We start from the raw sequence: 15,516 nt of genomic DNA on the forward strand, positions 1-15,516 counted from the left end.
AATATGTCAATACCTATAGCTTTTATAATTTGTACAGAACCTGGTCGTTTAGAAGGTCAATCTTTGATGCTTGCGGAAAGTATTCGTAAGTTCTGCGGCGAATTGAAAAATACACCTATATATAGTTTTCATCCTAGAGTAGGTGAACCGATTTTAAAGCAAACCCAACAAGCCTTTGAAGCATTGCAGGTGACTCATCAACAAATCCCGATAAATCGAGAATTTCATGAATATTATTTAGCTAATAAACCCTTGGTTTGTGCCTATGCAGAACAAAATGTTGATGCAGAAATATTGGTTTTTTTAGACAGTGACAAATGCTTTTTTTCTGAGCCAAAAGAATTTTTATTGCCTGTAGATTGTAATGTACGGATGCGTCCTGAGTATGGTCAAGGAATTGGTTCTACAGGCCTCCAAGATCCTCAAGAATGGTATTGGCAAAAACTATATGAAGTACTGGGAGTAAAGCGTGAGGTATTTGTTGACACACCAATTGGTAATAAGAGAATCAGAGCTTACTGGAATTCTGGTTTGATTGCTGTAAGAAGGAGTGCAGGTATATTTACAACTTGGAAAGAGAACTTTGAAAAAGTAATGCGCTTGGATATTACCCCTCCCCAGGGTATTTATTTTGTTGAGCAGTCTGTTTTGTCTGTAACTTTATGTGCCTTGGAAGAAAACGTCGAACACCTTCCTACTAATTATAGTTATCCATTACCTTTACATAACCGTTTATCAAAAGAACTACAAATTAAACATTTCGATGATATGATATCCATTCATTATTTCAACTTATTTTTTTATAATGATTGGAATGCACAAATAAAAAGATTGAAAAGATTCAATATCAATTCAGAAAAATATCTATGGTTATGTCAAGAGGTTATCAGACTTAATATGCCTCGTGTATCAGTTTGGCATCGATATATTTTGGTAGCCAGAAAAATGGAACAAAAACTAAAGAACTTCAATTTAGATATTAATTTCAGTGGCTGGATAGAAAAAATGGTTAAGTTTTAACCCGTAAGTTTATGATCTGGATTAATTTTTTTGTAGATATTATATGAGGATAATAATATGAAGCAAGCAAATCTAGCCGTAATTATGACCTGCCATAACAGGCGGAATACAACTCTTGCCTGTCTAAATGCTTTATATCAGCAAAAAAAACATTGTGATGTTTATTTAACTGATGATGGGAGTTCTGATGGGACTACAGAGGCTGTTAAAGCAGAATATCCAGAAGTACAAATTCTTCAAGGTAATGGCAATTTATTTTGGGTGGGAGGAATGCATCTCGCTTTTGGTGAGGCAATCAAATATCAATATGATTATTATCTGTGGTTGAATGATGACACATTTCTGGAAGCCAATGCTGTGACTAAACTGTTGCAGGTTCATCAAAATTTGACGGAACTTGGTTATGCAGACTCAATTGTAGTTGGTTCAACTAAAGACTTAATTACAGGAAAAGCAACCTATGGAGGAGCGGTAAAATCTAAAAAGTGGTATTCTAATAAATTTGAATTTTTAGAACCAAGTTTCGTTATCCAACAATGCGATGCTATGTATGGTAACTGCGTGCTAATTCATAAAAGTGTTGCCGCCAAAGTTGGCAATATTGATACAGCTTTTGTTCATAGTTTAGGAGATTTAGATTATGCCCTGAGAGCGCGTAAATTGGGTTGTAAAATATGGGTAGCTCCTGGGTATATTGGGACTTGTACTAAAAACTCTATCCGCAATAGTTGGGCCGATACCAATTTAAATCTATTAGAGCGCTTGAAAAAAGTACTAGAAATTAAAGGATTTCCATTGAAATCATGGACTATATTTTGTAGCAGACACTCTGGGCCATTCTGGATATTGTACTGGTTCTTACCCTATATCAGAGCAATTATTGGCTACAAAGATTTGGGCACCTCTCCCACATTTTCTGAGGATATTAATCAAACTAGCTCAGGAGTTTAAGACTTGCATGATAGTCATTAATTGGATGATATTTGGATAAAATTATAACTATCTTGAGGATTTGACAAATCTAGTTTCAAATTATAAAATAATAATCAGCAATCATTTTATGGGTAAACGCTTACTAATTGTCTCAACCCTCGATTCTAGTCAGCCATTTGGTGCATTTACTAGACCTTTTTATTTAGGACAATATCTTACTAAACATTTTGATGTTTTTCAGCTAGGTTTAGATTGTTCATCTGTTAATTATGCACCTTCTTTTTCTATTGGTTCAAGAAGCTTGAGGTCATATATTCAATCTATAGAAAAGTGCATCGACGAGTTTTGTCCAGACATTGTGTATGCTCAAGAAACACTACCTGGATTGGCTGCTTTAGTTTCACTAAAGCTGAGAAAACACAGTAGTTCCTCTCTTGTCTTAGATTTTCATACATTTTCGCCTTATGAATACTGGATGCGCTTGTTTTCAGTTGCCAATCCCTTCAAAGAGTTTGCACAATGTATTAAGACATATATTGCTCAGGGAATTTTAATATTCTCTGGTAGTCCAATTATTGCAGCAGGTGAATCAATTCCTAAACTAATTTCCCAATGGTATGGAAAAACTCCACAGCAAATTTATTCTATCGGGAATGGAGTGACTCAAGACTTACTCAATACTGAAGTTTTTCCAGATAAAGACCCCTATCAAGCATTTAGACCAGCTAAAATAGTGGTTATTATTGCTCCCAAAACATTTCAATTTCCAACTAATGATATGTCTGTATCAATGGCTATCGAGGTCGCGAAATCCCTTGAAAGCCATCAAGAGAAAGTACATTTTGTTGTTATTGGCAGAGATAGTAGTGATATTTCAGAACCAATACCCTCTAATATTTCTTTTTTAGGCTTTTTACCTAAAAGAGAAGATTTTGTAGCCCATCTGAAATATGCAGATATTGCTTTGTTGCCATTTTCAAAACAAGCAGTAGCAGGTGGTGCTCGCAATAAAGCATTAGATTATTTTGCTAGTAGAAAATTAGTTGTATCAACACCAGAAGGCTTGCGAGGTTTAGAAGAATTTCGCAATTTAGAACACTTGTTAGTAACAGGATACTCTAGCGAAGAAATCGCTAAGACAATACTAGATGCTGCTTCAAATATTGATAAATATCAGTCAATTGTAGATACAGCATATACTTTAATTACAGAAAAATATTCCTGGAATGCAAGAGCGCAAAATATCGCAGACATCCTCATAAAAACAAGTACTTTTTAGTTATAGTTAGATAATAATTTTTAGCTAAAAAATTAGGCATTTAAATATTTAGGTACTTCAGTATTGAAATGTTGCTAATTAATTTTACAATCTTCACCTTGACCTTGAGATAAAATCTCATATTTATCAAAATAAAAATAAGATATGAAAAAGCGATTTTCTTATAAACTTATTGGTGCTCAAGTGGATGCACTCTCTATCCTTGACTTAAATTTATTGATTGAAGAATCTATTGATCGAGATGAAAAATGGATTATTGCTAATCACAACTTACATAGTCTTTATCTCTTCCATAACGATCCAAAAATGCAAGCTTTTTATGCGAAGGCAGAATATACCCATATTGATAGTATGCCTCTAGTGTTTCTTGGAAAGCTGTTGGGTTTTCCAATTAAACGGGAACAAAGAGTAACCTATGCTGATTGGGTATGGCCTCTGATGGCAGAAGCTGCTAGTAAAGGCTGGCGTGTATTCTATTTAGGTTCAAAGCCAGGAGTTGCTGAAAATGCAGCAAATATTTTATGCCAGAAATTTCCTGGTTTACAGATTGCTTGCGCTCATGGCTATATTGATATAGATAAAGATAGTCAAGAAAATCTTGCCACTGTGGCTGCAATTAATGCTTACAAACCCCATATATTAATGGTAGGGATGGGTATGCCACGCCAAGAGTATTGGATTTACGAAAATCTTGAACATATTCATGCCAACACTATTTTGACTAGTGGAGCCTGTATGGACTATATAGCAGGAGCAATACCTACTCCTCCTCGCTGGATGGGAAAGGTGGGATTGGAATGGTTATATCGCTTGTTATCTGAACCAAAAAGACTTTGGAGACGTTACTTAGTTGAGCCTTGGTTTGTTGGCACATTATTTTTGCGAGAAATTTGGAGTATCTCAAGTAAACGAAAAAAAAATAACCTGCTGGTATTTCTAAGTACGAAATTTCAAAAGTTCGTAGCTTGACCAGTAGGTTGCTCAATTCGTCACGAATTTATGAAATGTTGTACTAAGATTTAATGATTGATTAGTCAGTAATTCTTATTCAACTTTCATAATCGTGAATAACAAAAAATATTTTAATTTATTTTACTTAGAATAATACTTAAAAATGCCATAGTAGTTTCCGGCATAGTGAGGTACATTTTCAAATCTACTGAACCTTGGTAAAGAAGATTTGGGTGTACCTCAGTTGGTGAGGAAACGCTATATTTACATCTAGTTGGAATATTAAGTTGATTCCTGAAAAGCCTGGGCGATAGCATTGCGGGCAGGTTTAGGTTGCAGGTTCTCATCGAAGGGAAGTGGACGCAGAAATTTCCAAAGATTTGGATTGTCTCTAAAGACTTTTCTTGGCATCCAGTCGGGATGACGTATCCAGGTATGACGGTCAGTAAGCCCCCATGTAATGACAGTATCGACTTTAGCCGCAAAGCACAGATCAAGATATCGCTTGTAACTGTCGGCTACCATCTGGTCTAGCTTTTTAATACTATCGGGCAATGGCGTATCAATAATAATATCTAATTCTGTGATTATTGGTTTAACTTCAAGATCGTTAAGCCGTTTTAAGACGGAATTAAATCCTTTCTCGTCAAAACCATAGGCAGTAGAAAACCATAGATGCGATTGGATACCTGCCCCGTCAATTTTAACGCCACTATTCTTCAGATATTCGACCATTTTTAAGAAACGGTCTGATTTCCATGTGGTGCCTTCGATGCCAAAATCGTTTAGGTAAAATTTCTTGCTGCTATCAACTGAAGCGGCAATTAAAAACAAATCTCGAATTAATTCTGGTTTTACCCCTTTACGCAAACCGGTTGTTGCGTTGTCAGTTTCATTTTCATTATCAACGATAATTTCATTGGCAATATCCCAAGACTTTAAAACGGGACTATTGCGATAATGCCCCATAACTCCTTTAACATGGCGTTCGATCATCTTAAGTGTAGGGGGGTATGTTGCCCAGTCCGGTCTTCCCATGTGCCAGAAAAGGGTATGCCCGTGCAAGTCTATATTATGCTTTTGGCAGAAATTGGCGATCGCATCTGCTGATTCAAAGGTAAATAATCCTGGCTGTGGTTCAGTGGCGTCCCATTTTAATTCACCATTCGGTGTCACAATCGAACATTCACGAGCAATCAGGCTAGCGTAATCCTTCTCTTTTAGCAAAATATCACTAGCAATTGCTGCGCCATAACGCTTTCCTTTGGCGGCAGCTAATTGCCGAAGAGAAGAATTGTTAGTTGTATAATTTGCTGCAATAGAAGCCGTACTATGGTTTTCTTTTTGCTTATCTTTTTGTAAAAACCCCATAGTCAATAAGGCAGAAAGGGTAGTATATCCTGCTCTTGTTAAAAATTTTCTCCGATAAGGCATAAATTACACTTAAGAAAAAACACATTAATTATTATTTTACCGTATAAAAAAGATACTGGTTATTATTTTACAGTTATTGTCCTATAATATACGGTGTTTTTCCCAAAAAGAATCATAGGTTTATACTAAGTAGCAAACATAAAAATTTATAAGTATTACATCTAGCGCAAAATTGGATTAAACTATAACGGATGTTCGATTTAAATTCATCAACTACGTTTTTACATCTCAGTAATAAAGATGCTAAAATTATATATAACAATCGTTCGATATAAATAACTTAAGTCATGCCAAAGATTGTTGACCATGAGCAATACCGTAAAGAACTGCTCGACAAGTGCTTTGATTTATTTGCCCAAAAAGGCTATGGTTCCATCACTATGCGCCAAATTGCTGAGGGATTAGGGGTTTCTACTGGTACGTTGTACCACTATTTTCCTAGCAAGCAAGCTCTATTTGAGCAATTGGCCCAGGAGATTTGTGAGCAAGACTTAAGTACAGCATTAGCTGAATTACAAGGAGCACAAACGCTACAAGAATCAATGGAAGCACTAGGAAGATATCTAGTGAAAAATGAAGATTACTTCATTAAATGGACTTACATTTGGATTGATTTTTGCCAACACAAAGACTCTCAAGAAATGTTAAAAAATAGTATTTTTAAGCGGAATAATCAGCGTTACCAGGAGGCGATTTGCGATTTATTTGGGATTCAAGATTCGGTATTGGCTTCCTTTATTTTGAGCTTTGTAGATGGTTTAATTCTGGAGAAGTTATGGGGGAATGAAACAATTGATTTTATTGAACAATGTGCATTGTTAGGCACAATGCTGACAGCATATTTACCGCAACATACAGCCAAAATGTAAATTGAAACGGAGACTGTATAACGTTTTTAGAGTTAGGGTATATATTTCATGCTTGTTGTAAACTGCTATATGTATAATAAATTAGCCTGGATTATTTTTGAAAAAACTAACTTATTTAATATAAATAAAATAAATTTTTAGGAGAGTAAAATACATGGTTCAAAAGCTGTCAGAAAAAACTTCTAAAAAAGGGCTAATTACATTAGTAATTGCAGCTACTGCTATTACAGGTGGAATTGTTGTTTATGGAATTTCTCAGTTTGGATTAGTTGGTCAAGCTAAGAAATCTGAGCCAGTTGAAACCACACCCAACATTCAAAAAGTAGCTGCATTAGGACGGCTAGAACCGGAAGCAGAGGTAATTAGCTTGTTTGCGCCCTTAGCATTGGATGGCGATCGCATTGCCAAAATTCTAGTCAAAGAAGGCGATCGTGTTAAAGCCGGACAGGTGGTAGCAATTTTAGACGCCCGCGATCGCTTGCAAACTGCTGTACTACAAGCCCAACAACAAGTCAGAGTTGCTCAAGCTAAACTCGCTCAAGTGCAAGCAGGAGCAAAAGCAGGAGAAATTCAGGCCCAGCAGGCAAGCGTTGAACGTCTCCAGGCCCAATCTCAAGGAGACAAAACAGCGCAACAGGAAGCCATATTCCGCATAGAGGCACAGTGGGAAGGCGACAGAATAGCGCAAGAGGCAACCATTAAGAAGCTAGAGGCAGAACTCAAAAATGCCGAAGCCGAATATCAACGTTATCAGCAGCTCTATTCTCAAGGCGCAGTTTCTAATTCTTTGTACGATAGCAAAGGTTTGACTGTAGAAACTGCCAAACAGCAAGTAGACGAAGCCAAAGCAGTTCTCAACCGGATTAACACCACTGCTAGCAAACAACTTGCCGAAGCCAAAGCAGCACTCGCTCGCACTAACGCCACTGGTAGCAAGCAAGTCAGTGAAGCCAAAGCTACGCTGACCAGTATTGCAGAAGTCCGACCTGTAGATGTCGCCGCAGCCAAGACAGAAGTTGAAAATGCGATCGCCACACTCAAACATGCCCAAACCGAGTTGGCGGCTGCTTACATCAAAGCACCGATGGCGGGACAAATCATCAAAATTCATACGCGAGTCGGAGAAAAAATTAGTGATTCTGGCATTGCAGACTTAGCGCAAACAAACCAGATGATGGCAGTAGCAGAAGTTTATCAAACCGACATCGGTAAAGTGAAACTAGGACAACAGGCAGTAATTAGCAGTCAGGCATTTATCGGTGAACTGCGAGGAACCGTTGCCCAAATTGGTTTGCAGGTGAATAGACAAAACGTTTTCAGCAACCAGCCAGGGGAGAACCTCGATAGCCGAGTAGTTGAGGTAAAAATTCGCCTTAATCCTGAAGACAGCAAACGAGTTGCAGGTTTCACTAACTTACAGATACAGACAGCGATTGAAATATAGAGTTGTTGTCTCTTGTATTCCAGCATCTTTATCAAGTGAATTTAATCATGGTTAAAGTCATATATCTTCTGCTTTGTATACTTGGCTTTGTTCTACCTTACTCCCAGTTTGTTCCATTCATCTTAGAGCATGGTCTTGATATAAAGCTGTTTTTTGAACAACTCTTTGCCAACAAAATTTCTGGTTTTTTTGGCATGGATCTTATTGTTTCATCCCTAGTTTTGTGGACATTCATATTTTGGGAAGGAACACGTCTGAAAATGCAAAATCTCTGGGTTTACGTTGTCTGCAATCTTTTAGTTGGTGTTTCTTTAGGTCTTCCCTTATTTCTTTTCATGCGAGAGCGCCAGCTTGAACAGCAAGCTGAAACACTGGGTTATTAAAGGGTTTTTTAAATATGTTTTCTAAACTATTTCGCAAAACGCCGCTAGCATGGCGGCAGTTAATGAAAGAAAAAACCCGTCTGGCTGTTGCAGTCGCAGGTATTACCTTTGCGGATATGCTGATGTTTATCCAGTTGGGATTTGAAAGTGCACTTTTTGATGCTGCTGTGAAACCTCATCGCAATTTACAGGCAGATTTGGTTTTAATTAGTCCCCAATTTCAAACTTTGTTTTCTGTAAAAAACTTTTCTAGAGAGCGACTTTATCAAACATTAGCTTATGAAGGTGTTCAGTCAGTTAATTCTGTCTACATCAGTACCGGACAGTGGCGAAATCCTGAAACACGTCTTGAACGCGCCATTTTAGTTTGGGGTGTCGATCCGGCACAATCACCATTCAAATCGTCCGAAATTAAGCAAAATCAAGATCACCTTAAACAGTTGTATCAAGTTATATTTGACCAGGCAGGTCGTCCAGAATACGGGGCAGTTGGCGATATCTTTAAGAAAACAGGCAAATTTGACACGGAACTGAATAGTAAAGCCGTCTTTGTTAAGGGCTTGTTTACTGATGGTGCTTCCTTTGCTGCCGATGGGAATGTGATCACCAGTGACTCTACTTTTCTCCAGCTATTCCCAGAACGTAAACCCGATCGCATCGAAGTTGGATTGATTACGCTTAAATCTGATGCCGATACAGAAAAAGTGCGATCGCAACTTGTCAATGGACTACCTAAAGATGTCAGAGTCCTCACTCCAGAAGAGTTTGCCAAAGTCGAGAGAACTTACTGGGAAGCCGGTACTGGCATTGGTTTTATCTTCGGTTTAGGTACAGGAGTTGGGTTTATTGTTGGCATCGTGATTGTCTACCAAATCCTTTACTCGGATGTTTCTGACCACTTGCCAGAATATGCCACCCTCAAAGCAATGGGATACACCGATAACTATCTTTTAGGAGTTCTAATTCAAGAAGCATTGTTATTGGCTATCTTAGGTTTTCTGCCTGGATTCTTCCTTTCTTTTGGGTTGTATCAAGTTACCTACGCTGCGACAATGCTTCCTATTTTTATGAAAATAGAACGGGCGATCCAGGTTTGGATTTTAACCGTGATTATGTGTAGTGTTTCTGGGGCGATCGCAATGCGGAAGTTACGATCTGCTGATCCTGCCGATGTTTTTTAGATGCGATGAATCGTGTCTCTACAAGAATTATTTCTCTATACCCAATACTTTATAAAATCATAATGTTGCAAAAATCTTTACCAGAAAATTCCAACTCAACACTTTCTGTTTTAGAATCTGTAATTTCTATTAGTAACCTCAACCACTACTTTGGTGAAGGTGCGCTTCTAAAACAAGTCTTATTTGATATTAATTTGGAGATTAAGGCTGGGGAAATCGTTATTATGACTGGCCCCTCTGGATCGGGGAAAACCACCTTGTTAACCTTAATGGGTGGATTGCGTTCTGCTCAAGAAGGTAGTCTCAAAATTTTAGGAGAGGAAATTCGTGGCGCTAAAAAGCTGCAATTAACTAAACTTCGCCGCCAAATTGGCTATATTTTCCAGGCTCATAACTTGATGACTTTTTTAACAGCAAGAGAAAATGTGCGGATGTCCTTAGAGTTGCATGACGATTTTCTGAATCAGGATATTGATGCCAAAGCGATCGCTATTTTGGAAACTGTCGGTTTAGGAGATCGTATAGATTATTACCCAGAGAAACTATCTGGAGGGCAAAAGCAACGGGTTGCGATCGCTCGTGCTTTAGTTAGTCATCCTAAGATTGTTTTAGCAGATGAACCCACTGCTGCACTCGACAAAAAATCTGGGCGTGATGTCGTAGAAATAATGCAGAAGCTAGCTAAAGAACAAGGATGTACGATTTTGCTAGTTACCCACGATAACCGCATCCTTGATATTGCCGATCGCATCATTTATATGGAAGATGGTCAGTTGAAGACAGATGGTGTAGATTCTATCACAACAAGCAAGTAATACTAATTTGTAATTTGCAAAAATCTATGAATAAAGAATTGCCTCAATTCATTAACCATATTGTTTCAAGTTTGCGGTCAATTGAGGGAATTACAGCCGTCTCATTAGGTGGTTCACGGGCACGGGGCTACCATACCCTAAAGTCAGATGTGGATTTGGGAATATATTATAATCCAGAAAATCCGCCCGATTTAATTGCTCTAAATCGCCTTGCTTGTGAGCTTGATGATAACCATCGTGTAAATTTGATTACTGCGATCGGGGAATGGGGAAAGTGGATTAATGGTGGTGGTTGGCTAAAGGTTCAAGGTGTAGGTGTAGATTTTCTCTATCGCGATTTGGTGAAGGTAAATCGTGTGATTGATGATTGCCATAACGGACGTATTACTATTGATTATCAACCAGGACATCCTCATGGTTTTGTATCTTCGATTTATATGGGAGAAATTGCTTTTTGTCACGCACTTTATGACCCTAATGGTGTTTTAGAAGCTTTGAAGCTCAAAACAAAACCGTATCCAGTTGGGCTGAAACAGGCAACTATTGATACTTTCGCCTGGGAAATAAGTTTCTCGCTGTTGGTCGCAAAAAAGGCGATTGCACGCAATGATGTTGTTTACGCAGCAGGTTGTTGTTTCCGCAGTGTCGCGTGTATGAATCAAGTTTTATTCGCGCTCAATGAAGATTACCTGTTGAATGAAAAAGGGGCACTCGCACTTGCTAATAGGTTTGCTATTTGCCCGCAGGACTATCAACAACGGGTTGAGCAAGCGTTTGCACTTTTAGCTGCCGATGCAAAATCAATAACTGAGGCGATCGCGATTATTGAGGCGATTGAGGATGATTTGAGTCAATGGTATGGAAATCGGCGATTAACAATGTAATATTCCCGTCCCTGTACCCCACAAAAAAGAATATATTATCTAAAAGTCTTTTAAAACAAAGACTTTGGTCATTGAGTACATTATTAATACATATTAATAGATGCAGTATTGCGGATGAGATATTAATAGATGCAGTATTGATTGAAAGTTAATTTAAGAGCCTAAAAGTATCAACATATCCTTTAAACACGGAGTAAATCCTACCGTGAAATTTTTAATGCAGATAATATACTTACTTTCCAGTACTGGCTATTTCTGATTCTTATATCCACATGTTCTGATAATGCAGCTTAGAGGCGGGGACAAAAATCATATTATGAACAAAACCTTTGCAACCATCGACGGGAATGAAGCTGTTGCCCGTGTTGCTTACAAATTAAATGAAGTGATTGCCATTTATCCCATCACCCCCTCTTCAGCAATGGGTGAATGGGCTGATGCTTGGTCAGCAGAAGGTCGTCCTAACCTCTGGGGTACTATTCCCAGCGTCGTGCAGATGCAGAGCGAAGGGGGAGCGGCTGGTGCTGTACATGGAGCATTGCAAACAGGTTCCTTGAGTACCACCTTCACGGCATCTCAGGGATTATTGTTGATGATACCCAACTTCTACAAAATTGCTGGTGAGTTGACTAGCGCTGTGGTTCACGTTGCCGCCCGTTCTTTGGCTACTCATGCGTTATCAATTTTTGGTGATCATAGCGATGTGATGGCAGCTCGTGCAACTGGTTTTGCTCTACTGTGTTCCGCTTCGGTGCAGGAAAGTCAAGATTTTGCTCTCATTGCTCATGCTGCTACTTTAGAGACGCGAGTCTCGTTTATGCATTTCTTTGATGGCTTCCGCACATCACATGAAGTGCAGAAAGTCAAATTGCTGTCAGATGATGATTTGCGATCGCTAATCCACGATAACCTAATACTCGCCCACCGCAGCCGTGCCCTCACCCCAGATCGTCCAGTATTGCGCGGGACTGCCCAAAACCCCGATGTTTACTTTCAAGGGCGTGAAGGCGCTAACCCTTACTACAACACTTGTCCAGAAATTGTCCAGCGCATCATGGATGAATTTGGAGAACGCACGGGAAGGCATTATAAAATCTATGAATATTACGGCGCTAAGGATGCCGATCGCGTTATTGTTCTGATGGGTTCAGGCTGTGAAACCGTCCATGAAACAGTAGATTACCTTAACGCCCGTGGTGAAAAACTTGGTGTAGTCAAAGTGCGACTTTACCGCCCCTTTGATGTCCAAAAGTTTGTTGCAGTATTACCAACTAGTGTAAAAGCGATCGCAGTTCTCGACCGCACCAAAGAAGCTGGTAGCGCTGGTGAGCCTTTGTATTTGGATGTTGTGGCTGCTATCCATGAAGCGTGGGGAGATAAGAGGGCAGGCGGAGAAAATACTTTCTCATACCCTAAAATTATTGGTGGTCGTTATGGTCTTTCTTCTAAAGAATTTACCCCGGCGATGGTGAAGGGCATCTTTGATAATCTCGTGCAAAGCCAGCCGAAGAAGCATTTTACTATCGGGATTAATGACGACGTTACTTATACTTCTCTCAGCTTTGACCCTAATTTCTCTACAGAATCGGATAATGTTGTCAGGGCAATGTTCTATGGGTTGGGTGCTGATGGCACTGTTGGCGCTAACAAAAACTCCATCAAGATCATTGGTGAAGAAACCGACAATTACGCCCAAGGCTACTTTGTCTTTGACTCCAAAAAATCTGGCTCAATAACCGTTTCTCACCTCCGCTTCGGTAAAAAGCCAATTCGCTCTACCTATTTAATTGACCAAGCCAACTTTATTGGTTGTCATCACTGGGGATTTCTGGAACGCATAGATATTTTAAAGGCTGCGATTCCTGGAGCGACTTTGCTGCTTAACAGTCCATACAATGCAGATACCGTCTGGGAACATCTGCCGTTGAAGGTGCAGCAGCAAATTATCGACAAGCATTTGAAGTTATATGTGATAAATGCCAGCCAGGTTGCCCGTGAAAGTGGCATGGGTGGCAGAATTAACACCATTATGCAAGTATGCTTCTTTGCCTTAGCGGGTGTCTTGCCGCAAGAAGAAGCGATCGCTAAAATCAAACAAGCGATTGAAAAAACCTACGGTAAAAAAGGTGCAGAAGTTGTCCGCATGAACTTGCAAGCTGTAGACAACACCTTAGACAACTTGCATAAAGTAGATGTACCACAGACAATCAATAATCTAAAATCTAAAATCGTTCGACTGAGCGAAGCCGAAGTCCAAAATCCAAAATTGCTGGACTCCGCTCCCGAATTTGTGCGAGAAGTTCTGGGCAAAATCATGGTATGGGAAGGTGATGACTTACCTGTTAGCAGACTACCAGTTGATGGCACCTTTCCCGTAGGTACTGCTAAGTGGGAAAAACGTAACGTTGCTGAAGAGATACCTGTGTGGGAACCGGATGTATGCATACAATGCGGTAAGTGCGTCATGGTTTGTCCCCACAGTGCCATCCGTGCTAAGGCTTATCAAGCCGATGAGTTAGTTAATGCACCACCAACTTTCAAGTCAACTGGTGCAAAAGATAAAGACTTTGCCAATCAAAAATTTACCATTCAAGTTGCCCCAGAAGATTGCACGGGATGCACTATTTGTGTAAACATTTGCCCTGCTAAAAATAAATCTGAGCCATCACTGAAAGCAATTAATATGGCACAGCAGTTGCCTTTACAAAAGCAAGAACGGAAAAACTGGAATTTCTTTTTGAGTTTACCTAATCCTGACAGGCGATCGCTAAAATTAAACCAGATTCGCCAACAACAACTGCAAGAACCTTTGTTTGAATTCTCCGGTGCTTGTGCAGGTTGTGGTGAAACACCTTATCTAAAATTATTAACACAATTGTTTGGCGATCGCGCCGTCATTGCCAATGCAACAGGTTGTTCCTCAATTTATGGTGGTAATCTCCCCACCACTCCTTGGACAACCAACGCCGAAGGACGCGGCCCCGCGTGGTCTAATAATCTATTTGAAGATAATGCCGAATTTGGTTTTGGCTTCCGCCTTTCCCTCGACAAACAAGCTGAGTTTGCGGCGGAATTGTTGCAACGATTGGGAAGTGAAATCGATGAAAACCTTGCCCAGTCAATCCTGAAAGCTGAACAAAAATCTGAGGCTGACATTTGGGAACAGCGCGAAAGGATAGCACTGTTGCAGCAGAGGTTAGATGAAATTGTAACTCTCGACCCCAGTCTCAAATCTCAAATCCAAAATCTCAAATCTCTCGCTAATTACTTGGTGAGAAAAAGCGTCTGGATTGTTGGCGGTGACGGTTGGGCTTATGATATCGATTTTGGCGGCATCGATCACGTAATTGCTAGTGGTCGGAATGTCAACATCTTGGTAATGGATACAGAAGTGTATTCTAATACAGGCGGTCAGTCTTCCAAAGCTACACCACGAGCCGCAGTTGCAAAATATGCTGCTAGTGGTAAGCCAGCACCTAAAAAAGACTTAGGGATGATTGCCATGACCTACGGAAATGTCTACGTAGCGAGTGTAGCCCTTGGCGCTAGAGATGAACATACTCTCAAAGCATTTTTAGAAGCAGAGGCTTATGATGGCCCATCAGTGATTATTGCTTACAGCCATTGCATCGCCCACGGCATAAACATGACTACCGGGATGAATCATCAGAAAACTCTGGTAGAATCAGGTCGTTGGTTACTGTATCGGCATAATCCAGAGTTGCTTAACCAGGGTAAAAATCCATTGCAATTGGATATGCGATCGCCTACGCAATCTGTAGAACATTCGATGTATCAAGAAAATCGCTTCAAGATGCTCACCAAGAGTAAACCCGACGTTGCCAAGCACTTGTTAGAACAAGCCCAAGCTGAAGTAGATGCACGTTGGCAGATGTACCAATATCTGGCAAAACGCGATATTCTCTGAATATTAACCCTAATTTTAGTTATAAAAATTGCGACTTAACTAACTCATATCATGTCCGCTTGATTGCTTATTAAACCCGAAGAACCCCACCCCGCCAAAGCTGTGCTTTGTCTCCCCTCCCCGCAGGCGGGGAGGGTGTTGGGGGTGGGGTTATTTTATTATGGGTAATTTGGCGGACATGATATCAAGTCGCAATTTTCATTATAAAAACCCATTTTTTTTGTTACAAACATTAGAATTTTCGTTATAAAAAACCATTTTGGTTACTAAATTCATTATTTTCGTGACAAACATCAGAGTTTTCGTTACAAAAGCACCATTTTAGCTACTCAAATCGTTATTTTCGTTACTAACGCTATGGTTTAAGGTGTGTTGAACCCAAACTTTAGTCAACA

The 15,516-nt window shown here is 39.6% G+C and carries 12 protein-coding genes; 11 read left to right on the plus strand and 1 reads right to left on the minus strand.

The genetic code is table 11. The features are described from left to right. Positions 1–3 precede the first annotated feature (3 nt). The 4 genes from RMX69_RS00425 to RMX69_RS00440 all read left to right on the plus strand — a co-directional run bounded on the left by RMX69_RS00425 (position 4) and on the right by RMX69_RS00440 (position 4,201). Complete coding sequence (locus tag RMX69_RS00425; RefSeq protein ID WP_289794796.1) at positions 4–1,020, plus strand: hypothetical protein; 1,017 nt, start codon at positions 4–6, stop codon at positions 1,018–1,020. A 57-nt stretch (positions 1,021–1,077) separates the two neighbouring features. Further along, a complete protein-coding gene (locus RMX69_RS00430) occupies positions 1,078–1,971 on the plus strand; it encodes a glycosyltransferase family 2 protein (RefSeq protein WP_289794795.1) in 894 nt (297 codons plus the stop codon). A gap of 109 nt (positions 1,972–2,080) precedes the next feature. Further along, a complete protein-coding gene (locus RMX69_RS00435; protein WP_322636099.1) occupies positions 2,081–3,232 on the plus strand; it encodes a glycosyltransferase family 4 protein in 1,152 nt (383 codons plus the stop codon). 144 nt (positions 3,233–3,376) lie between these two features. After that, the gene (locus RMX69_RS00440) at positions 3,377–4,201 is read left to right on the plus strand and encodes a WecB/TagA/CpsF family glycosyltransferase (protein ID WP_289794793.1); all 825 of its coding nucleotides are present in this window, start codon (positions 3,377–3,379) and stop codon (positions 4,199–4,201) included. 264 nt (positions 4,202–4,465) lie between these two features. Here the strand turns inward: RMX69_RS00440 and RMX69_RS00445 are convergent, their stop codons facing one another. Then, the gene (locus RMX69_RS00445) at positions 4,466–5,617 is read right to left on the minus strand and encodes an endo-1,4-beta-xylanase (RefSeq protein WP_322636101.1); all 1,152 of its coding nucleotides are present in this window, start codon (positions 5,615–5,617) and stop codon (positions 4,466–4,468) included. A 287-nt stretch (positions 5,618–5,904) separates the two neighbouring features. Here RMX69_RS00445 and RMX69_RS00450 point away from each other — a divergent pair, with 287 nt between their 5' ends. From RMX69_RS00450 to nifJ, 7 genes are all read left to right on the plus strand, one after another. After that, positions 5,905–6,486 carry a TetR/AcrR family transcriptional regulator gene (locus tag RMX69_RS00450; RefSeq protein ID WP_322636102.1) on the plus strand — a complete coding sequence of 194 codons (582 nt, stop codon included), beginning with the start codon at positions 5,905–5,907 and terminating at the stop codon, positions 6,484–6,486. Between the two features lie 154 nt (positions 6,487–6,640). Then, entirely contained in the window at positions 6,641–7,930 is a 1,290-nt protein-coding gene (locus RMX69_RS00455; RefSeq protein WP_289794790.1) for an ABC exporter membrane fusion protein, read from the plus strand. Positions 7,931–7,977: 47 nt separating this feature from the next. Then, the gene (locus RMX69_RS00460) at positions 7,978–8,313 is read left to right on the plus strand and encodes a DUF2834 domain-containing protein (RefSeq protein WP_289794789.1); all 336 of its coding nucleotides are present in this window, start codon (positions 7,978–7,980) and stop codon (positions 8,311–8,313) included. Positions 8,314–8,327: 14 nt separating this feature from the next. Then, positions 8,328–9,494: an ABC transporter permease DevC gene (gene devC, locus RMX69_RS00465; RefSeq protein ID WP_289794788.1), complete on the plus strand. Its 1,167-nt coding sequence runs from the start codon at positions 8,328–8,330 to the stop codon at positions 9,492–9,494. Positions 9,495–9,556: 62 nt separating this feature from the next. Then, positions 9,557–10,309 carry a DevA family ABC transporter ATP-binding protein gene (locus RMX69_RS00470; RefSeq protein ID WP_289794787.1) on the plus strand — a complete coding sequence of 251 codons (753 nt, stop codon included), beginning with the start codon at positions 9,557–9,559 and terminating at the stop codon, positions 10,307–10,309. A gap of 26 nt (positions 10,310–10,335) precedes the next feature. Continuing rightward, positions 10,336–11,193, plus strand: a complete 858-nt coding sequence (locus tag RMX69_RS00475) for a nucleotidyltransferase domain-containing protein (RefSeq protein ID WP_322636104.1) — start codon at positions 10,336–10,338, stop codon at positions 11,191–11,193. Positions 11,194–11,509: 316 nt separating this feature from the next. Further along, entirely contained in the window at positions 11,510–15,121 is a 3,612-nt protein-coding gene (gene nifJ, locus RMX69_RS00480) for a pyruvate:ferredoxin (flavodoxin) oxidoreductase (protein WP_322636105.1), read from the plus strand. Positions 15,122–15,516 lie beyond the last annotated feature (395 nt).

This window comes from Nostoc sp. EspVER01 (assembly GCF_034530635.1).
In the GTDB taxonomy this organism is placed as follows: Bacteria; Cyanobacteriota; Cyanobacteriia; order Cyanobacteriales; family Nostocaceae; genus Nostoc.

Bases quoted from the DNA above. Each gene is read 5' to 3' on its own strand.
- RMX69_RS00425 (WP_289794796.1), top strand. From the start codon at position 4: ATGTCAATACCTATAGCTTTTATAATTTGTACAGAACCTGGTCGTTTA.
- RMX69_RS00430 (WP_289794795.1), top strand. From the start codon at position 1,078: ATGAAGCAAGCAAATCTAGCCGTAATTATGACCTGCCATAACAGGCGG.
- RMX69_RS00435 (WP_322636099.1), top strand. From the start codon at position 2,081: ATGGGTAAACGCTTACTAATTGTCTCAACCCTCGATTCTAGTCAGCCA.
- RMX69_RS00440 (WP_289794793.1), top strand. From the start codon at position 3,377: ATGAAAAAGCGATTTTCTTATAAACTTATTGGTGCTCAAGTGGATGCA.
- RMX69_RS00445 (WP_322636101.1), bottom strand. From the start codon at position 5,617: ATGCCTTATCGGAGAAAATTTTTAACAAGAGCAGGATATACTACCCTT.
- RMX69_RS00450 (WP_322636102.1), top strand. From the start codon at position 5,905: ATGCCAAAGATTGTTGACCATGAGCAATACCGTAAAGAACTGCTCGAC.
- RMX69_RS00455 (WP_289794790.1), top strand. From the start codon at position 6,641: ATGGTTCAAAAGCTGTCAGAAAAAACTTCTAAAAAAGGGCTAATTACA.
- RMX69_RS00460 (WP_289794789.1), top strand. From the start codon at position 7,978: ATGGTTAAAGTCATATATCTTCTGCTTTGTATACTTGGCTTTGTTCTA.
- devC (WP_289794788.1), top strand. From the start codon at position 8,328: ATGTTTTCTAAACTATTTCGCAAAACGCCGCTAGCATGGCGGCAGTTA.
- RMX69_RS00470 (WP_289794787.1), top strand. From the start codon at position 9,557: ATGTTGCAAAAATCTTTACCAGAAAATTCCAACTCAACACTTTCTGTT.
- RMX69_RS00475 (WP_322636104.1), top strand. From the start codon at position 10,336: ATGAATAAAGAATTGCCTCAATTCATTAACCATATTGTTTCAAGTTTG.
- nifJ (WP_322636105.1), top strand. From the start codon at position 11,510: ATGAACAAAACCTTTGCAACCATCGACGGGAATGAAGCTGTTGCCCGT.